At 46.9% G+C, this 20,045-nt stretch carries 18 protein-coding genes; 17 read left to right on the forward strand and 1 reads right to left on the reverse strand.

All coding sequences use genetic code 11. From position 1 onward, the window contains the following. The first annotated feature begins 46 nt into the window (after positions 1-46). The 15 genes from AELLOGFF_RS06930 (at position 47) to AELLOGFF_RS07000 (ending at position 16,164) form a co-directional block, all read left to right on the forward strand. Complete coding sequence (locus tag AELLOGFF_RS06930) at positions 47-427, forward strand: response regulator (RefSeq protein WP_159269310.1); 381 nt, start codon at positions 47-49, stop codon at positions 425-427. A gap of 152 nt (positions 428-579) precedes the next feature. Next, positions 580-1,455 carry an Hpt domain-containing protein gene (locus AELLOGFF_RS06935; RefSeq protein WP_159267990.1) on the forward strand — a complete coding sequence of 292 codons (876 nt, stop codon included), beginning with the start codon at positions 580-582 and terminating at the stop codon, positions 1,453-1,455. 162 nt (positions 1,456-1,617) lie between these two features. Further along, a complete protein-coding gene (gene ccmA / locus AELLOGFF_RS06940; RefSeq protein WP_159267991.1) occupies positions 1,618-2,256 on the forward strand; it encodes a cytochrome c biogenesis heme-transporting ATPase CcmA in 639 nt (212 codons plus the stop codon). After that, positions 2,249-2,935: a heme exporter protein CcmB gene (ccmB, locus tag AELLOGFF_RS06945; RefSeq protein ID WP_159267992.1), complete on the forward strand. Its 687-nt coding sequence runs from the start codon at positions 2,249-2,251 to the stop codon at positions 2,933-2,935. The genes ccmA and ccmB overlap by 8 nt, the downstream gene beginning before the upstream one ends. Positions 2,936-3,071: 136 nt before the next feature. Then, complete coding sequence (locus tag AELLOGFF_RS06950) at positions 3,072-3,809, forward strand: heme ABC transporter permease (RefSeq protein WP_200842707.1); 738 nt, start codon at positions 3,072-3,074, stop codon at positions 3,807-3,809. A 6-nt stretch (positions 3,810-3,815) separates the two neighbouring features. Beyond that, positions 3,816-4,007 carry a heme exporter protein CcmD gene (gene ccmD, locus AELLOGFF_RS06955; protein WP_159267994.1) on the forward strand — a complete coding sequence of 64 codons (192 nt, stop codon included), beginning with the start codon at positions 3,816-3,818 and terminating at the stop codon, positions 4,005-4,007. A gap of 52 nt (positions 4,008-4,059) precedes the next feature. Beyond that, on the forward strand, positions 4,060-4,521 hold the full coding sequence (gene ccmE, locus AELLOGFF_RS06960) for a cytochrome c maturation protein CcmE (RefSeq protein ID WP_159269311.1): 462 nt from the start codon (positions 4,060-4,062) through the stop codon (positions 4,519-4,521). Then, positions 4,518-6,500, forward strand: coding sequence for a heme lyase CcmF/NrfE family subunit (locus AELLOGFF_RS06965; protein WP_159267995.1), 1,983 nt, complete (start codon positions 4,518-4,520; stop codon positions 6,498-6,500). Before ccmE ends, AELLOGFF_RS06965 begins: the two co-directional genes overlap by 4 nt. Then, positions 6,487-7,044, forward strand: coding sequence for a DsbE family thiol:disulfide interchange protein (locus AELLOGFF_RS06970; protein ID WP_159267996.1), 558 nt, complete (start codon positions 6,487-6,489; stop codon positions 7,042-7,044). The genes AELLOGFF_RS06965 and AELLOGFF_RS06970 overlap by 14 nt, the downstream gene beginning before the upstream one ends. Continuing rightward, complete coding sequence (locus AELLOGFF_RS06975; protein WP_159267997.1) at positions 7,041-7,529, forward strand: cytochrome c-type biogenesis protein; 489 nt, start codon at positions 7,041-7,043, stop codon at positions 7,527-7,529. The genes AELLOGFF_RS06970 and AELLOGFF_RS06975 overlap by 4 nt, the downstream gene beginning before the upstream one ends. Further along, positions 7,526-8,734 (forward strand): c-type cytochrome biogenesis protein CcmI, encoded by a 1,209-nt coding sequence (ccmI, locus tag AELLOGFF_RS06980; RefSeq protein ID WP_159267998.1) that lies wholly within the window; start codon positions 7,526-7,528, stop codon positions 8,732-8,734. The genes AELLOGFF_RS06975 and ccmI overlap by 4 nt, the downstream gene beginning before the upstream one ends. Before the next feature lie 157 nt (positions 8,735-8,891). After that, positions 8,892-12,389 (forward strand): chromosome segregation protein SMC, encoded by a 3,498-nt coding sequence (gene smc / locus AELLOGFF_RS06985; protein ID WP_159267999.1) that lies wholly within the window; start codon positions 8,892-8,894, stop codon positions 12,387-12,389. Between the two features lie 123 nt (positions 12,390-12,512). After that, complete coding sequence (zipA, locus tag AELLOGFF_RS06990) at positions 12,513-13,505, forward strand: cell division protein ZipA (protein ID WP_159268000.1); 993 nt, start codon at positions 12,513-12,515, stop codon at positions 13,503-13,505. Between the two features lie 29 nt (positions 13,506-13,534). Then, positions 13,535-15,562: an NAD-dependent DNA ligase LigA gene (gene ligA / locus AELLOGFF_RS06995; RefSeq protein ID WP_159268001.1), complete on the forward strand. Its 2,028-nt coding sequence runs from the start codon at positions 13,535-13,537 to the stop codon at positions 15,560-15,562. Next, a complete protein-coding gene (locus tag AELLOGFF_RS07000) occupies positions 15,559-16,164 on the forward strand; it encodes a transglycosylase SLT domain-containing protein (protein ID WP_159268002.1) in 606 nt (201 codons plus the stop codon). The genes ligA and AELLOGFF_RS07000 overlap by 4 nt, the downstream gene beginning before the upstream one ends. Here the strand turns inward: AELLOGFF_RS07000 and AELLOGFF_RS07005 are convergent, their stop codons facing one another. After that, a complete protein-coding gene (locus AELLOGFF_RS07005) occupies positions 16,165-16,605 on the reverse strand; it encodes a VOC family protein (RefSeq protein WP_159268003.1) in 441 nt (146 codons plus the stop codon). Positions 16,606-16,701: 96 nt separating this feature from the next. On the opposite strand from AELLOGFF_RS07005, the gene AELLOGFF_RS07010 reads away from it, so the two are divergent. Both AELLOGFF_RS07010 and AELLOGFF_RS07015 read left to right on the forward strand, forming a co-directional pair. Beyond that, positions 16,702-17,175: a flavodoxin family protein gene (locus AELLOGFF_RS07010; protein WP_159268004.1), complete on the forward strand. Its 474-nt coding sequence runs from the start codon at positions 16,702-16,704 to the stop codon at positions 17,173-17,175. Between the two features lie 231 nt (positions 17,176-17,406). Further along, positions 17,407-19,815: a TonB-dependent receptor gene (locus AELLOGFF_RS07015; RefSeq protein ID WP_159268005.1), complete on the forward strand. Its 2,409-nt coding sequence runs from the start codon at positions 17,407-17,409 to the stop codon at positions 19,813-19,815. Positions 19,816-20,045: the final 230 nt, after the last annotated feature.

Consider the following 20,045-nt stretch of genomic DNA (forward strand, 5'->3'; position numbering starts at 1 on the left):
CGATCAAGTTGATCCAGTTGTTTCTAGGGCCTGTACCCCAGCTGATATGCATATTCTTGTTGTTGAGAGTTTCTCAACTATGCGGCGTATTATTGGTAATTTACTTGTAGAGTTGGGTTATCGTTATATTAGTGAGGCAGAAGACGGTTTATCTGCTCTACCCATGCTCCACAACCAACGTTTTGATCTGGTGATCACCGATTTACAAATGCCAAGAATGTCTGGCTTGGAACTGCTTCGCGCCATACGGGCAGATAATAAACTAGCTCATATTCCTGTGCTAATGATTACGGCTGATGCGAAACGTGAGCAAATAATAGAGGCTGCGCAGGCGGGAGTTAGCGCTTATGTAGTAAGACCTTTTACGGCGGCAATCCTAGAAAATAAAATGCTATCTATTGTTGGTCATTTAAACGATGGGCGTTGAAGCTGCCATTGCTCAATTAGTTTGCAATAGTGTGATCAAACCTACAGTTGCAGGGGTGGTGATAGTAGATAATATTGGGTCATTTCTCTTTGACAATAGGTGCATCGTTATCAGTACCATCAAAGGTCTAGTTGGTTAGCAGCGGGTAAGTCGTGAACGAACAGGAGCATGAAGGCATTTTAGCGATTTTCCTTGCAGAGGCAGAGGAGATTGTTCAGCGTTTGTCAGAGCAGCTTGCAGAGCTTCGATATGGCTATGATGGCCAGCGGATTCTCGATGATATTCATCGGGGATTTCATACTCTGTATGGTGGTGCAACGGTTTTAGAAATGGCTGAGTTGGCAGAGTGTTCCCGGCTAGCAGAACGAGCCATGGAGCGTGTTCGTAGCCGCCGAGTATCAATGACGCCAAGTTTGGTGTCATTGCTTGTTGCCGTGATTGGCGCTTTAGAACTCATGCTGGCGCGCAGAATTAACCATCAATCACCGAGTTTTATTGATGGCGAATTGAAATCTCGATTACTACGTGCCGCGGATCGCAACCATAATCCATTTTCGGCTAATAATATGGTGGAGATACCTGCTGAGTCGATGGGGTTGTTTTTTGATGGTCGTTTACGGCCCAGAGAAGATACCATTGCGAGTATGGTACCTTCTGTCTTGCAATATGAAAGTGCCAGTTATGAGCCGTTTGTCACTGAGTCGTCTGCAGGTGCAGGCAGCGTGGAATCTAGCCTGAACGCTAGTCATACAGCGCGGCTGCGGGAGGGCGTAAGTATAGTAGAGTCGACGAATGTGAATGTTTCATCGTCACGTGGAGACGAGTCGCGAACCTTAAGTTCTGAGCAGCTGGGCTCGGAGACAAGGTTGAATAATGTGGGGCATCTAGTGAGTGAACTTAGCTGGGTAAAACAGCGATTGATGAAGTTTCATTCAAAGGGCCAATCTACTGAACTCGATAAAGCCTTAACGTATCTAGACTTGGTAACACAAGATTTCGAGAATTGGCGTGATGAACAAGGTTCTTAGACGTAGCAATCATCCACTTAGACTGATAAATCCCTCCTTACCATCCTTGTTGGTATCCTGAACTACCTTTTTCTGCTCTCAATTTCTTATATTTCGTATATACTTGGCGGCGATTTTGCGCGCACTGTGAATCTCTGTGCGGGTGTTTGAGCGGGAGCAGTTTTGGCGACTACGGGTTTGGAAATTAAGCAGTTATTCAGTGATCGAGATGATCGCGTACTGTTTTCAGAATTGAGCTTTCAGCTTAATGCGGGTGAGCTTATACAAGTTGCCGGCCCTAACGGCAGTGGCAAAACGACCTTGCTACGTATCTTGGCTGGGCTATCGAGTTACTATCAAGGCGAAGTACTATGGCAGGGTAAGTCTCTTCGTCGTCAGCGCCATGATTATTTGCAGCAATTACTTTATATTGGCCACGGAGCCGGTATTAAAGCGGTGTTGAGTCCGCTTGAAAATTTGCGTTGGTCGTGTGCGGTGAGAGGTATAAGGAAAAATGACGCAAATATTTTCTCGGCATTAGAGAAAGTGGGATTGCTAGGGTTTGAAGAGCAACCGTGTTTTTCTTTATCTGCCGGTCAGCAGCGCAGAGTAAATTTAGCGCGTCTGTTTTGTATCCCCTCTAAATTATGGATTCTTGATGAGCCTTTTACTGCGATTGATCTAGCTGGTGTTGCCGAGATTGAGCAATGGTTGAGTGATTTTGTCAGTGAGGGTGGCGCGGTATTGTTGACGACACATCACCGACTTAGTTTTTCACAAGATTTCTCGGTGGTTGATCTTGGAGCAATGCATTATGGCTGATCCTGGATTGATTAGCTTGGTGTATGCGGTATTGCGGCGCGACGTCGTTGCGTCTTTGCGACGGGGTAATGAGTGGTCTAATCCGCTGGTTTTTTTCGTCATGGTGTGTTCTTTATTTCCGCTAGGTATTGGCCCACAAGCAGATCGTTTGGCAGAGTTGGCACCAGGTATATTATGGGTTGTTGCTTTACTGGCGTCTTTATTGGCAAGTGATAGCGTATTCCGAGGAGATTTTGATGACGCCTCCTTAGAGCAAATGCTGCTGTCTCCCCAGCCGCTTTACCCTCAAGTATTAGCAAAAACCTTGGCGCATTGGTTAATGACGGGTTTGCCGCTGAGTTTATTGTCACCGTTATTAGGTGGGCTTTTACATTTGCCCGTAGAAGGAATGCTGCCGTTAATGGCAAGTTTGATTTTGGGTACCTGTGCTTTGAGCTTTGTTGGTGCTATTGGTGCTGCATTAACGGTTGGGCTACGTAAAGGTGGTTTGCTGTTGTCGCTTATCGTGTTGCCCTTGTATGTGCCGGTGCTTATTTTTGGTAGTAGTGCAGTGAAAACAGCGATTGAAGGTGGCGTCTATTTACCGCAGCTGGCCATGTTAGGCGTGTTTTTTTTGGTGGCAACGGCCCTAGCGCCATTGGCAATTAGCGGGGCTTTGCGCATCAGCCTAGATCAATAGTGTGGTATTTGAACCTTCTTTGGTGTTGATCTTGTGGTTATCAGGCTTAATTCGTGCTGGGCTAAGGTATAATATCCAGCTTTTGTGCTGGCGATGATACCAAGCTAGCTATTTCACAGAGATTACAGTTTTGTCTATTAGCTCAACTTTCCATAAATGGGGATCACCGCGCTGGTTTTATCAGTTTAGCGGTCGCTTGTTGCCATGGTTAGCGTTTCTCTCCATGTTGCTCCTTGTTGGTGGTGCCATTTGGGGCTTGGCATTTGTGCCACCTGACTACAAGCAAGGTAATAGCTTTCGTATCATTTATATTCATGTTCCAGCCTCTGCAGTAGCGATGGGCGCTTATATGACAATGGCGATTGCTGGCGCGATTCATTTGATTTGGCGAATGAAATTGGCTGCGGTGGTAATGAAGTCGATCGCCCCAATCGGTGCGGCCCTCACTTTTTTAGCATTATTAACCGGTGCTGTGTGGGGAAAACCAACATGGGGAACATGGTGGGTTTGGGATGCCCGTATTACGTCAGTATTGATATTGTTTTTTTTGTATCTCGGCGTTATTGCCTTACATCAAGCATTTGAGAATCGTGACGCGGCTGCCAAAGCTTGCGCGGTCCTTGCTATTGTGGGTGCAGTGAACATTCCTATCATCTACTGGTCTGTAGATTGGTGGTATAGCTTGCATCAGCCCGCCAGTATCAGCTTTACCGGTCAGTCAACCATTCACTCTAGTATGTTACGACCTTTGATGGCGACTTTAGCTGGGATGTATTTGTTCTTTGGCTGGATGTTGCTGTTGTTTACTCGGGCAGAAATTCTAGATAGAGAAAGAAATACGCGCTGGGTGCAAAATATAGTTTGTGGGGAGTAACGCTAAATGTATTTTGACAATTTCGCAGCATTAATCGCTATGGATGGTCATGGTGGCTATGTTTGGTTTAGCTACGGGGCAACTGTGACGATACTTGGTATTCTGGTGATAGTGGCTGGGCAGCGTCGAAAGCAGGCAGAACGTCAAATTCGATCAATAGTTCGACGTAAAAAAACGTCGTCATTCGATAGCAAATAAGTGGCGCTGCTAGTTTAGCAGCTAAGTAAATAGTTAAGAGATACTTATGGCAATGCACCCTCAACGCAAACAGCGTTTATTAATTGTTCTATTTATATTGGCCGTTGCCGGGCTTGCCGCTGGACTCTTGGGTTACGCTCTTAAAGAAAATATCAACTTATTTTACCCACCAGCAGAGATTGCTGCTGGTAATGCACCAGTTGGGAAAGCCATGCGCGCTGGCGGGATGGTAAAAGAGGGTAGCGTGACCAGGGCCAGTGACAGCTTAAAGACACAATTTGTAGTAACCGACTTTAGTGCCAATGTCACCGTTGAGTATGAAGGTATATTGCCGGATTTATTTGCAGAGGGTGAGGGTGTCGTGGTTTCGGGAAAATTGGCTGAAGATGGAGTTTTTTATGCCACCGAAGTCTTGGCCAAGCACGATGAAACGTATATGCCGCCAGAGGTTAGCGAAGCCTTAGAGAAATCTGCGGCCAGCCGCGCCGAGACCGAAGAGAAGGGTACGTTGTGATTGTAGAATTTGGGCATGTGGCTTTAATACTGGGCTTTTGCTTTGCTCTCGCTTTGGCGATCCTCCCTTTGTGGGGCGTGTTTCGCGGTGATGATTTGGCAATGCGCTCAGGGCGCTACCTAAGCTTTGCGCAATGCTTATTTACCTCAATTGCCATTGGCAGCTTGTTTTATGCCTTCTTAAACGATGACTTTTCTGTTGATATTGTTGCCGCTCAATCGAATTCATTATTGCCCTCTGCCTATAAATTCAGTGCCTTATGGGGCGGCCACGAAGGTTCATTATTACTTTGGTTAGAGGTGTTAACGCTGTGGACTGTGGCCGTGGCGCTTTTCTCACGTCAGCTTCCTTTGGATATTCTGGCCAGAGTGCTCTCAGTAATGGGGATGATATCGCTTGGTTTTTTCGGTTTTTCTTTGTTCACATCAAACCCCTTTACACGTCATTTACTTAACACCCCTTTGGATGGTCAAGATTTAAACCCCTTATTACAAGACCCTGGGATGGTTATTCACCCACCTATGCTTTATATCGGGTATGTGGGTTTTTCAGTCGCATTTGCATTTGCGATAGCCGCATTGATGAGTGGCCGAATGGATGCAAGTTGGGCGCGCTGGTCTCGGCCGTGGACCAATATTGCATGGCTGTTTTTAACCGTTGGCATTGCGCTTGGCAGTTGGTGGGCGTATTACGAATTGGGCTGGGGCGGCTGGTGGTTTTGGGATCCAGTAGAGAATGCGTCATTTATGCCCTGGTTGGTTGGCACTGCCTTAATTCATTCATTGGCGGTAACTGAAAAACGTGGTGTCTTTAAAAGTTGGACTTTGTTGTTAGCCATTTTTGCATTTTCGTTAAGTTTGCTGGGAACTTTTTTAGTTAGGTCTGGGGTTTTAACCTCGGTTCACGCCTTTGCGGCAGACCCTACGCGAGGTATGTATATTCTCGGGTTCTTGGTAATTGTCGTGGGTGGTTCATTAACGTTATACGCGTTCAGAGCGCCGGCTAATGCGTCTGCACCATCTTACAAACTGCTATCCAGAGAAGCCTTGTTGCTGGTCAATAATATTCTGTTGTTGGTCGCGGCGATGACGGTGCTTTTGGGAACATTATTTCCCTTGATAATGGATTTTGCCGGTTTGGGTAAATACTCGGTGGGGCCGCCTTATTTTAATGCCATATTTGTACCGCTGATGTGCTTGCTGGCCTTGGTTCTTGGCCTTGGCCCCTCATCGCAGTGGAAGCGGAGTAACCCCGCCTCATGGCTAAAACCGATGCTGGTTGCGTTTGTTAGCAGTGTAATATTGGCGGTGTTACTACCGCAGTTATTCACTGATGGTTGGCATATTGGCGCCATGATAGGCGTCTTGCTTACGGCATGGATAGTTCTGAGTAGCGCGGTTAATTTGCGAAACAAAACCCGTAATGCAGCGACGTTTTATCAAGGTTTGCGGAGGCTGACACCATCGTACTATGGCATGCTGGTTGCGCATCTTGGTTTTGCTGCCAGTATTCTTGGGGTTGCCATGGTGACGAGCTTTAATAATGAGCAAGACATTCGTATGGAGGTTGGTGAGCGTGTGAGCACGGCATTTTCTTACGAAGTTAGTTTTGATGCCATTGACAATATTCAAGGGCCTAATTATCAAGGCCAGCGCGGCACTTTCTCGCTGTGGCAAAATGGCAACGTAATTGCAGAAATGCACCCTGAAAAGCGTCGTTATCATGCCCGCAGCGGTCAGGTGATGACTGAAGCTGCTATTGATGCTGGCTTAATGCGAGATGTTTTTGTGGCGCTTGGCGAGCCTATTAGTAAAGACGCGTGGGCAGTGCGAATCCACGTAAAACCATTTATTCGTTGGATTTGGTTAGGGGCTATATTAATGGCAGTAGGTGGTTTGCTGGCGGTGTGTGATAAGCGTTATCGTCCTCGGAAGCCTAGCGTTGCTGAATCAAAAGGAGCACGCAGTGCAGCGACTTAAGTTATTTTTGCCAGTCCTTATTTTTACACTGCTAGCGGTGATTTTCTTTGGCGTTGAGCGTCGGGTGCTTACTGGTGATTATGCGCCAACAGATTTGCCGTCGGCGTTAATTAACAAACCTCTGCCCGCGTTTTCTAAGCCTGCTTTGAGTGATGGCCGTATTGTAACTAAAGCGGATATTGTTGGTGAGGTATTTTTGCTCAACGTTTGGGCTACATGGTGCCCTAGTTGCCATTACGAGCATCCGTTTTTAGTGAAGCTCGCAGAGGAGGGTATGCGCATTGTCAGTGTTGATTACAAGGATGAAATCACTGCGGCTAAACGTTGGTTAAATGAAAAAGGTAACCCTTATACCGTGACGTTGTTTGATCAAGACGGATCTTTTGGTTTGGACCTGGGCGTAACCGGCGCACCTGAAACGTATCTAATTGATGCTGAGGGTATTGTTAGATTTCGCTATCAAGGCGCACTGGATGAGCGGGTTTGGAATACCGAGTTTGTGCCGCTGTTGGCAGAGATAAATGGGCAGGGTAAATCACAATGAAGTCGTTTTTATTGACCTGTGCTTTATTGCTATGCTGCCTAAATGCCGGTGCGGTGATTGAAACCTATCAGTTTGATACGCCACTGCAGCAGCAGCGTTACCATGCATTCATTGAAGAGTTGCGTTGTCCTAAATGTCAGAATCAAAATTTATCAGGTTCTGACTCTGAGATATCCAAGGATTTGCGCCGACAAATTCATCGGATGATTATGGATGGCAAAGCAGATATCGAAATAACCCAGTATATGGTTGCCCGCTATGGCGATTTTATTCTGTATCGACCTCGCTTTAATGGCCAAACCGCTGTGTTGTGGTTTGCGCCGTTAGTATTGCTGGCATTGGGTTTGTTGGTGTGGTGGCGAATGGCTGCGAGCCGTAAAAATTCATTATCTTCGCAACATGATAGCCTGACAGAGGCGGAGCAAGCACGTTTGCAAGAGCTGCTGATTGCTGATGATGTCGCCGATTCGAGAGGTCGCGAATGATCAGTTTGTATATTGGCTTAGGTGTTTTAATTCTGCTTGCTGCTATTCTAATTTTATTGTCTTTACGCAGTGGGCAGTCCAACCAGAGTAATCTTGAACTTCATCGCCGTTCTCAACGAGATTTTTATCGTCAACGGCAATCGGAGTTACGAAGTGATTTTGAATCTGGCTTGATTGATGAATCTCAACTCAATGAGCTTTCACAGGACTTAGATCGGCAGCTTGTTACTGAGTCGGCAGAGGTAGAACAAACTGCTATTTCTGCGTCAAAGCGCAGCTATATACTTATCATGCTGATCGTTATTCCAGTGCTTTGTTTTGCCCTATATGACCATTTAGGCTATCGACACGATATCGCTTTGCAAACCTTGCAAAAGGAAATAGTAAGCGATGGCATTAACGATGCTCGGTGGCAGCGTTATCAGGATATTGTCGAACGCATTTTGGCAAAGCGACCGCATAGCGGTGAACATTTGGTTATGATGGCGACCCTGTATCGTCAGCAAGGGGATTTTGCGGGCGCCTTGCCTTATTACCAACGGCTTGAACAATTGTACCCGCAAGATGCCGATGTGTTGGCGCAATTGGCTCAAGCTCGTTACCTGGTGGCTGGCCGAATAGTAGATGAGCAGACTCGAAGTTTGTTAAACCGAGTTGTTGCAATTGACCCAACACAGGCAACCGCCTTAGGCGTGTTAGGCATCGATGCTTTTGCCCAGGGGAATTACAATGATGCTTTGATGTATTGGCAAAAGTTACTTCTGCAATTGCCTCCGGGATCTGTTGAAGTAGGGGTTATCAGTGGTGGTATTGCTGAAACGAAGCGGAGAATGGCTGCCGCGGGTGAGTTACAGGCTGTGGATGTCAGTGTATCCTTAGCGCCTGATTTGGGTGAGACGCCGGAGGGAGTGTTGTTTGTCGTCGCCAAAAGTAACGATGGTAATCCGATGCCTATTGCTGCGCTGCGGAGTCCCTTGTTGACCGATCAGGCGTGGCCAATAACTCTTCAGTTGACGGATGCAGACGTGATTCGGCAGGGAATGCGTTTAGAAGACTTCTCAGAGTTTGTACTGTCTGCTCATATTAGCCGAGCGGGGACCGCTATTCGGCGCGATGGTGATTGGGTAGGACAACCTCTCCTTGTGGAGTTAAATGAGGTGGCAGGGCCGCTGAATATCGCGATTACCTCTGTGCAAGGTGATTAGTGAAATAATTTCCTTGTGCGTATAAATTTAACAATTTCTACTGTTAGTCCCTGCAGCTATCGCTATAATCGCGCATTGCGCAAATTTATCCTGTTGTTGCCTCAGAACATAATAACATTCCGTGTGGTAGCACCATAAAAGTGTTGGTTATTGGTTTATGCGTCTTAAAAGTATTAAATTAGCGGGTTTTAAATCGTTTGTAGACCCAACAACCGCCCATTTTCCGACAAATCTTTCGGCGGTGGTTGGCCCGAACGGCTGTGGAAAATCAAATATCATTGACGCGGTGCGTTGGGTGATGGGGGAGAGTTCGGCTAAAAATCTACGCGGTGAGTCGATGACCGATGTTATTTTTAACGGCTCGGTCAACCGAAAGCCCGTTGGTCAGGCAAGTATTGAGTTGGTATTCGACAATACGGATAAAAAACTCGGCGGAGAATACGCCGCTTATAATGAAATCGCTATTCGTCGAAAAGTGACTCGAGAAGGGGTGTCGGAATACTACCTCAATGGAACAAAGTGCCGGCGTCGCGATATCACTGATATTTTTCTCGGCACGGGTTTAGGTCCGAGAAGTTATGCCATCATTGAGCAGGGTATGATATCCAGGCTAATTGAGTCTAAGCCAGAAGAGTTACGGGTCTTTATTGAAGAAGCCGCAGGGATTTCAAAGTATAAAGAGCGCCGTCGGGAAACTGAAAACCGAATGCGTCGCACCCAAGAAAATTTAGAGCGTTTGACCGACCTTCGCGATGAACTAGAACGTCAATTGCAGCACTTACAACGTCAGGCTGCAGCGGCCGAGAAGTACACAGAGTATAAAAAAGAAGAGCGATTATTGAAGGCTCAGCTTCACGTTTTACAGTGGAAGGCCCTAGATGATCAAGCGGGTTTAAAAGAACAAGATATCAATCGCTTGGAGCTAGAGCGCGAAGCGATTGTTACCGAGCAAGTCGGTTTGAATACCGGTATAGAGCAGGCTAGAGATCAGCATAGCCAGCTCAATGATGCCTTTAATGAAGTGCAGGGCCGGTTCTATAGCATTGGCGCTGAAATAGCGCGGACAGAACAGAGTATTCAGCATCAGCAGCAACGACGTCAGCAATTAGATACTGATTTGCAGCAGCTAAGTGTGAATGTCCAAGAAACAAGCCGTCACCTCGACAACGATCGTGAAAAAATTGCCTTGTGGGAAGCGGAAATAAAGGAAATTGAACCGGAACTTGAAATTACCGAAGCCTCTGAAGAAAGCGCAGCGGAGACCTTGGCGAATGCTGAAGATTCCATGCAATCTTGGCAGCAGCGCTGGGATGAATTTAATCAATTAGCGGCTGGGCCGCGTCAGCGTGCAGAAGTTGAGCAGTCTCGTATTCAACATTTGGAATTAAGCCTGCAGCGCTTGCAGGAACGTATCGAAAAGCTGGACCAAGAGCGTCGGGGTTTGCATATAGACGATACCGACGGCGATATAGAAATGCTTCAACAAGAAACGGCAGAAGTTGAGCTAGAGGCCTCTTCCGTTCAAGAGCAGCATGATCAATTAATTCCGGCGATTAGTGACTGCCGGGAACGTATTAAACAAGCCAGTGATGAGCTGGATACCTGCCGCAGTGATTTGCAGCGTAAGCGCGGCCGTATGGCATCGCTGGAAGCACTTCAGCAGGCAGCCTTGGGTCAGGGTGACAAAACTACTGCAACTTGGTTAGAAGAAAAAGGGTTGCACAATACCCCCCGACTAGCGGAGCAGTTGCAGGTGGCGGAGGGCTGGCAGCAAGCAGTAGAAACGGTGTTGGGTGATCAGTTGCAGGCACTATGCATAGATTCCCTCGATGGTGTTGCCGGTATTCTCGATGGTTTGGAAGAAGGTAGGGTGTGTTTTGTAGAAGGCGCGACTAGCAATGCTCCCGAAGGCTCGTCACTGGCGGATAAAGTGACCGGGAATTCTGCGCTGCAAGGCTTGCTCGAGAGTGTTCGAGTCGCAGACGATCTACTCTCTGCGTTATCAATGCGTTCACGTCTAGCACCCCATGAGTCGATAGTTACGCCTGAGGGGTTGTGGCTGGGGCGTAACTGGCTGAGGGTGAGTCGCGGAGATACTGAGCAAGGTGGGGTGATCCAGCGTCAGCAAGATTTACAGCAATTGCGAGAGGATATTGACGCTGCAGAAATTCGCATTCAAGCCATTGTTGATGCCTTAGAAAGTGATAGGCAATTACTCAAAAGCCAAGAGCAAGAGCGAGAGAATTTAAATCGTGAAGTTCAGCAATATAACCGTCAGCACAGTGAGTTAAAGGCAAAGTTAAGTGCTCAGCAAGCCCGGGTTGAACAGGTTTTGGCACGAAGCCAACAACTAGATGGTGATGGCAAAGAATTACGTAATCAATTCCAATTAGAGCAAGAGTCAATTGCAGAGGCAAGAATGACGTTGCAGGAAGCGATAGAGTCGATGGAGCAAGATTCTGATAAGCGTGAGGCCCTGTTGAGCGAGCGTGACAATAATCGTTCAGTACTCGATGCAGCAAGACAAACAGCCCGTCAAAGTAAAGATCACGCCCACCAACTGGCCATGCGGCATCAGTCTTTGAGTACGCAGCGTGACTCGGTATTACAAAATATTTCACGTACTGAGGAGCAATTGGCGCAATTACAAGAGCGCCGTGAGCAACTTGCCGCAAATTTGGATGAAAATGATGCGCCAGTTGAAGACTTAAAAATGGAGCTGGAGGCTCGTCTTGAACAGCGTTTAGCGGTAGAAGAAGAGCTGGCCGAGTCGCGGCGGACACTGGAAGTGGTCGATAATCAAGTGCGTGAAAACGAGCAGAAGCGTCATGGTATAGAGCAGCGCTTGCAAACTGTTCGCAATAGTCTAGAACAGGCTAGGGTAGAGAATCAGGGTTTGCAGGTACGAAGAAAAGGTCTTCAAGATCAATTGCAGGAAGCTCAGTTTGATTTACAGTCAGTGCTTGAGACGCTTCCCGACAGCGCAAACGAATCTGAATGGGTCGAATCTCTAGAGCAAACTGGGCGGCGTATTACGCGACTCGGGCCTATTAACTTAGCGGCTATTGAAGAATATAAGCAGCAATCTGAGCGCAAAAACTATTTAGATGCGCAAAATGATGATTTGGTTGAGGCCCTAGAGACCCTTGAAGGCGCAATTCGTCGTATTGATAAAGAGACCCGAAATCGATTTAAAGAAACCTTTGATAAGGTTAACGGCGGTTTACAGGATTTATTCCCCAAAGTGTTTGGGGGAGGTAGTGCCTCACTTGAAATGACCGGAGATGATTTACTCAATACTGGGATTTCAATCATGGCCCGTCCGCCGGGTAAACGTAACAGTACTATCCACCTGTTATCTGGTGGTGAAAAAGCGCTTACCGCTATCGCCTTGGTGTTTTCGATCTTCCGCCTTAATCCCGCTCCATTTTGTATGCTCGACGAGGTGGATGCCCCCCTTGATGATGCCAATGTGGGGCGCTATGCGCGTTTGGTTAAAGAAATGTCTTCAGAAGTACAGTTTATTTATATCAGTCACAATAAAATTGCGATGGAAATGGCGCATCAACTTATGGGTGTGACCATGCATGAGCCAGGGGTATCTCGTTTGGTTTCGGTGGACCTAGAGAAAGCAGCAGAAATGGCAGCAATGTAAGTACCGAATAAGGCTAGAATCTGGATATTTCCTAGATCGCGTGGAACAATAGTGAGAAGATTTTATCCAAGGCCATAACAAATTTTGAGAATGCGGCGGCTACGACGAATTAAGGGCTAGGTAATGGATCTCAATGTAAGAGATTGGTTAATTGTAATAGGTGCATTGCTGGCGACAGCAGTGTTGCTTGATGGGTTCCGACGGATGCGTAAAGATCGTCGCGATACTATTCGATTAAGTGCTAAACAGCGGCATGATGACGACGACTTAACAAACCCTGAGCTCCCTTCAGGAACGGCACGAGTTGTTGCTGTCAGAGAAACGCCCAGCTTGCATGTCAAGCGGGGCCAAACAGCGGCTTCAACTCGACGAGAACCCGAGTGGAAGGCTGAGCCCGAAGGTGGTGAAGTTAAGCAACAAGAGACCGACAGTGAGTTTGATGCTGAGGCTCCGTCTGGCGATGATATTTTGTTCACGGATCCTGCCGACGAATACCGCGCCAAAATGCCGGCTGATGTAGAAGACGATGATGAAGATGAAATTGTGGCTGGTTGGTCGTCGATCAATACGGCTGATACTGGCCGTGAAGCGTCTTCACATGTAGATCACGGCGATATTTCTGAGCATCTTGATGCAGACACCCCCGAGCCCTCCACAGCAAGTAATGGCGGTGATTCTGAGGCGTCTCACCAAGAGTTACTGGTGATCAATGCGATGGCGCCGGAAGGTAAGCCTTTTAAAGGCAATGATCTGCTACAGATTTTAATGGCTTGCGATGTTCGTTATGGAAAAATGAGTATTTTTCATCGCTATGAAAATGCTGACGGTACTGGTGAAATTCAGTTTAGTGTCGCAAACTTGGTAGAGCCTGGTAATTTCAACCTTGATGAAATTGATGAGTTTACCAGTCCCGGTGTGGTTTTCTTTATGCATCTTCCTGGCCCCAAAGATAGTATTAAGGCCTACGAGGCAATGGTTGAAACCGCGCGCTGCTTGGTGAATAACCTCGAGGGTGAATTACGGGATCAAACCCATAGCGTGGCAACAAAACAAACATTAGAGCACTATAAACAGCGCATTCGAGATTTTGAGCGCCGTCAGCTAACACTAATGTAATTAACTGAATTATAACAATGGCGTCTTGAATGTCTGAACGTTCCCTGCGTGAGCGCCTTGAGGCCTTGCGCAACCAGCTCCATCATCATAATTATCAATATTATGTCCTCGACGCGCCGCAAGTTCCCGACGCTGAGTACGATCGTCTATTTAAAGAATTACGTGATATTGAAACCAGCCATCCCGAGTGGGCAAGTTTGGACTCCCCCACGCAACGAGTGGGTGCGGCTCCTCTCTCGTCATTTAAGCAAGTCCGCCATGAAACACCCATGCTATCGCTGGATAATGTGTTTTCAGAGCAAGAATTAATAGACTTTGACCGACGTGTTAAAAGCCGCTTAGTTGACGCGTCCACGTTTGCTTATGCCTGCGAGCCTAAGCTGGATGGTATCGCGGTGAGCCTGCTCTATGTTGATGGTGTGCTTGTTCGAGGCGCGACCCGTGGCGATGGAAGAGTGGGCGAAGATATCACGCTCAATGTAAAAACAATTCCCTCAATTCCCCTGCGATTGCGCGGGGATTCCTGGCCTGAAGAATTAGAAGTGCGGGGTGAAATTTATATGCCCCGACAAGGCTTTGAGCGTATTAATGCTGCGGCAAGAGAATCCGATGGCAAGGTGTTTGTTAATCCACGCAATGCCGCGGCGGGTAGCTTGCGGCAATTGGATAGCCGTATAACCGCTACGCGTCCCTTAGAAATGAGTTGCTACGGTATAGCGCAGCAAGAAGGCGAGGCAATTTCCTCAACCCATAGTCAGGGTTTGCAACAACTTCGTGAGTGGGGCTTTCTAGTAAGTTCGGAGCTTAGGGTGGTTGACTCTGTTGAAGGCTGCCTAAATTACTATCAAGATCTCTTAGCGCGACGAGATAGCCTGCCTTATGACATAGATGGAATTGTTTTTAAGGTTGATTCATTAGTATTGCAGGATCAGCTGGGTTTTGTATCACGCGCTCCGCGATGGGCCATTGCTCACAAGTTTCCCGCACAGGAAGAAATGACGCTACTTAGAGACGTGGAGTTTCAGGTTGGACGTACCGGTGCGATTACCCCTGTGGCCAAACTGGAGCCAGTGTTTGTCGGTGGTGTGACCGTGAGTAATGCATCGCTTCATAATTTTGATGAGATAGCCCGCCTAGGTGTCATGGTGGGAGACCATGTTGTGGTGCGCCGTGCTGGTGACGTCATCCCGCAAATTGTTCAGGTTGTATTAGAGCGTCGTTCAGAAGAGAGTGTTGAAATAATCCCGCCAACAACATGCCCTGTCTGTGATAGTCCGGTAGAGCGGGCACCAGGTGAGGCGGCGTTACGCTGTAGTGGCGGATTGGTTTGCGGTGCACAGCGCAAGGAAGGAATAAAACACTTTGCCAGCCGCAAGGCCATGGATATTGATGGGCTAGGCGATAAACTAGTAGAACAGATTGTTGATGCCGGTTTAGTAGACACTGTGGCAGATTTATTCCTGCTAACCGTAGATCAGTTGGCTGCCCTAGAGCGCATGGGTTTAAAGTCTGCAGAGAATATTATTGCCGCACTCGAGCGAGCTCGGACGACGACCTTGCCGCGTTTTTTATATTCCCTAGGTATTCGTGAAGTGGGTGAGGCGACAGCATTAAATTTGGCGCGCCATTTTGGTGGTTTAGCTGAATTAATGGCTGCCTCAGAAGATGAGTTAATTCAAGTGGATGATGTTGGTCCTATCGTGGCTAGTCATATTCATGCGTTTTTTTCCGCAGAGCTAAATCGCGAGGTTGTTCAGCAATTATGTGAGCGGGGCGTGCATTGGCCTAGTGAGAAAAAAACGGGCGGCGAACAGCCCTTGGCTGGTCAAACCTGGGTGCTTACAGGCAATTTAGATAGCATGACACGGGGCGAGGCCAAGGAAAAATTACAGGCTCTTGGGGCAAAGGTGGCGGGTAGTGTGTCTGCCAAAACGAGCTGTGTTGCGGCGGGTGCCAGTGCGGGGTCAAAGTTAGCAAAAGCGGAGGCTTTAGGAGTGAAAGTGATTGATGAGCAAGGTTTGCTCCAATTGTTTGCTAGCGATGGCGGTACAGCATGAGAGTAGTTTGTCTGCTATTAATATTATTGTCAGTGTCTGCATGTACGACCTCACCACCACGAAACCCAGGTGATGTCTGTGCTATTTTTCGAGAAAAAGGAGGCTGGTATGGCGATGCCAAAGATGCTTCAAAAAAGTGGAATTCGCCCATTCCAATCATGATGGCAATAATGCATCAGGAGTCGCGCTTTGTTGCCAATGCCAAGCCACCCAAAAAATACTGGTTAGGTTTTATTCCGGCAGGGCGTATGTCTGATGCTTATGGTTACCCTCAGGCTAAAGATGGAACCTGGGATTGGTATATCGATAAGTCGGGTAACTGGGGCGCTGATCGCGATAATTTTGCTGACGCCATTGATTTTATCGGCTGGTATAACAATACCAGTGGCAAGATAAACGGTATTAGCAGTACCGATGCTTATAGCTTGTATATGGCTTACCATGAGGGCCATGGTGGTTTTAAAAAGCGCAGTTTTGCCAGCAAACCCTGGCTAAAGCGGGTTGCCGGCAATGTGTCAGCACGAGCAGCAACTTACGGTGGTCAGCTTAGTCGCTGTGAAAAAGACTTAAAAAGTGGTGGCTGGTTCTTCGGAATATTTTAACTACCACTCACCTGTATTTGTCATTGATAACCAAGGTTCCGCCGGCGCGAGTGCGTCGCCACGTTGCAAAAGCTCTATCGAGATCAAATCGGGTGAGCGCACAAATGCCATATGACCATCGCGGGGTGGTCGGCTAATTGTCACGCCTGCCGCCATCAGTTTTTGACAGCTTGCGTAGATATTGTCGACAGCAAAGGCTAGGTGGCCGAAATTGCGTCCACCACTATAGTCTTCGGTGTCCCAGTTATACGTAAGTTCTATGGTTGGCGATTGACTGGTTTTTGCTGTTTCGTGATCATCAGGGGCGGCAAGATATATAAGACTAAAGCGGCCTTTCTCACTGTCATAGCGTTTGACCTCTATTAGACCAAGTAAATCGCAATAAAAGTGCATAGATGCCTCTAAGTCTTTAACTCGAATCATGGTGTGAAGATATTTCATTGGCCTACCTTGTGTATGATATTGATGATTTATCGGTGGCAGTATAATTTGCCGGCCGAGTGCTTGTTAGTTTACTAGAGTTTTAGAGGAGGGTTTGTGTCTGAGCTTGAACAAAAGCATTTACTTATTGTATATCACAGTCAATCTGGCAGAAACGAGCGATTAGCTTACGCTGCTTATTCTGCGGCGATCGCTGCTGAACCTAATGTTGATGTACGTTTGCGTCGAGCTGCTGAAACCGGGACGCGGGATGTGGTGTGGAGTGATGGCTTGCTGCTGTTTTTTCCTGAGAATTTTGGGGCTATCGCCGGCGGTATGAAAGACTTTTTAGACCGTACCTTTTATCCAGTGCTTGAGCGTAATTTGATTAGACCTTACGCCGTTTTTATTTGTGCTGGAAATGATGGTGGCAACGCCTTAAGCCAATTTAATCGTATCGCAAAGGGCTATTTGTGGCGCTCTGTAAGTGAGCCTATCGTAGTGACCGGTCGTCCTGATGAGGTTGTATTTCAGCAGGCGAGGGATCTATCTACCGCGTTTTCTACGGGGCTAGAAATGGGGGTTTTTTAGCGCCACATATACCTAAAAAGTCAGCTTATCATTTTTGTTTTCTATCTTGATCTAATCCCATCTACTATTCGTAAAATATGTTGCGCCATTCAGGCTGGAGCATAGTGGTATTCCACATTTTACTTCTGTGAAATACCGTCTAAACTCTCTAATAACCCCTATGGTTGATGCGAGTTAAATCGCTAATCAAGAGGGTGGATAATTAAAATAAATTTATTTGGAGTGTCTTAAATGACGAAAAAGCGCATAGTAAATCCTGTCGCGCCAATGGTGTTGGCTGTTGGCTTGTGTGCAAATCCGGCTCTATACGCTGCGCCGGCTTTAGAAGAAGTGTTGGTTACAGCAACCCTTAGAACTGAAAGCCTGCAAGATGTGCCTGTATCTGTAAATGCAATGGCCGGTGAAAAAATGCAGGAGGCCGGAATTGATAAAATAGAAGATCTTCAGGCCTATGTACCTAACTTGTCCATGTCTGAAACAGGCATTGGCACCAATATTTACATTCGCGGTATTGGTTCGGGTATTAACCCCGGCTTTGAGCAATCAGTCGGTATGTATTTTGACGGTGTTTCCTATGGTCGTAGTCAGTTAACACGAGCTCCATTTTTAGATTTAGCACGAGTCGAAGTTCTACGCGGCCCCCAAAATATTCTCTATGGTAAAAACAGTATTGCCGGTGCCCTTAGTCTTGTGTCCGCACGTCCGGGGCAAGAGCAAGAAGGTATGATTTCAGGCTTGTATGAGCCTGATCACGACGAAAAAATTGTTGATTTTATGCTCTCTGGCCCGATTACCGATAACCTAGGTGCACGGGTTGCTGTTCGCAAGCGTGAGTTTGGCGGCTACATGGAAAACTTAACCCTGAACCGCGATGAGCCACAGCGAGATGAATCAACGATTCGCGCTATTTTAGACTGGGATGCAACAGAAGACCTTACGGCAATGTTGAAATTCGAACTAGGTAAGTTTGATGTCCTAGGTCGACAGGTTGAAATAGTCAATGATCAGCCTTCTGCCTTACTGGGTGGAGCAACTTATGCACAAGCTCTGGTGGGTAATTTTGGCGCTGATCCTTCAGTGTTAAACACAACACAAGATTACAAACGTTCCTCGAATGGTGATTACAGTAATAACCGAACCAAAAATATTACGTTGAACGTGGACTACGCCATCGGTGAGGGTACGCTGACATTTATCACCGGGTTGTTGGAATATGAGTTTGAAGAGTTGTGTGACTGTGACTTCACGGGCGCGCCAGTCTTCAGTCTACCAATGGAAGAAGATTACGAGCAATATAGCCAAGAGGTTCGCTGGGTATCGGCAGCTGGCGGAACTTTCGAGCATATCGGTGGCATGTACTATCAGAAAAGTGAATTGGACTTTTTTGACGCTCTAGTAATCGATAGCGATATTATTCCCCAAGCCGTTTACTCAAGAGTATATGCTCAGGCAGGTGGTGCAGCCAATGAGCCTAATTCCTCAGCAGCAGCCGGTGGTGCGATGGCGGCAATTTCAAATACTACCACGCCTCGTTATTTTACGAGCGATGCTGAACTGTGGTCGGCCTTTTGGCAAACCACATGGAATGTATCTGATCGTTTACGGGCTACTCTAGGGGTTAGATACTCCTACGAAGAAAAAGATGGTACTAGAACCCTGACGGTTGCTGATCTTGATGGCAATGAGCGCCCCCTTGGGACAGTCGATGGCGTTTTGGCCGGTGTATTTAAGGTTGAAAGACATGAACTTGAGGGCAGTCAAGATGGCGGTAATTTTGCTCCATCTATCAATGTCCAGTTTGATGTGAATGACGATGTGATGGCTTACGCAACCGTAAGTCGGGGTTATAAGTCGGGCGGGTTTGATGCACGCTCAAATGCCTCTCCGAGTGCAGACTTAAATGCAGCAGGTTCATCAATTGTTGGTTCCTTTGAGTATGACGAAGAACAGGCGACAAGCTTTGAGGCCGGCGCAAAAACCAGCTTCATGGATGGACGTGGTGAGTTAAACGTCGCGGTTTTCTTTACCAAATACGATGATCTGCAAGTTAGTATTTTTGACGGCACGCTTGGCTTCAACGTGGGTAATGCGGGTGCTGCAGAAACTAAAGGTATTGAGCTCGATGGCCGTTTTGCGTTAACGGATAATTTGTTAATGACGGGTGCCTTGGCCTTCCTCGATTTTGAATTCACAGATTTTGAAAATGGCCAGTGTTACCAAGGGCAAACTCCAGACTCTACGGTGAATGGCGTTAATTACTGTGATTACAAGGGGATGTCGAATCAATATGTGGCGGATTATTCCGGTAATGTTGGTTTGGTTTATACCAAGGCATTTGGTGATGCAATGGAATTTCGTGCAGGCACCGACTTCACATTTACCGGTGATTACAACTCGTCGCAAAACTTAGACCCTAGCCAAGAGCAAGATGGTTACGTAGAGGTCAATATGCGAGTGGCGGTGAGTGATCTTAATGCTGGTTGGGAAGTGGCGCTCATCGGTAAAAACTTGACAGATGAAGACGTCATTTCTTATTCAAATGATACGCCTCTGGCAAATAGTACCTTTCAGAGTATAGGCCATTATGCCTTTGTTGAGCGGCCACGTAGTGTTGCTGTGCAAGTCGCATATCGTTGGTAGCTAATTGCTTAGTGTGATTTATAAAGAGTGTGATCTGTGTCACACTCTTTTTTTTGTGCTAAATAAGGAGGGGTAATTAAAAAAAGTACAAAATTGATAGGCTATTCCGTATAATGCCTATGTTTTCAACGAATACATTGGCGACTAATGTTTGTGATAAATGTTGCTTTTAAATTAGGCCGCTGGCATTACAACTGCGGCACTATAAATATAAAACTTTCACCCTTGGA

This window comes from Zhongshania aliphaticivorans (assembly GCF_902705875.1).
Lineage (GTDB): Bacteria > Pseudomonadota > Gammaproteobacteria > Pseudomonadales > Spongiibacteraceae > Spongiibacter > Spongiibacter aliphaticivorans_A.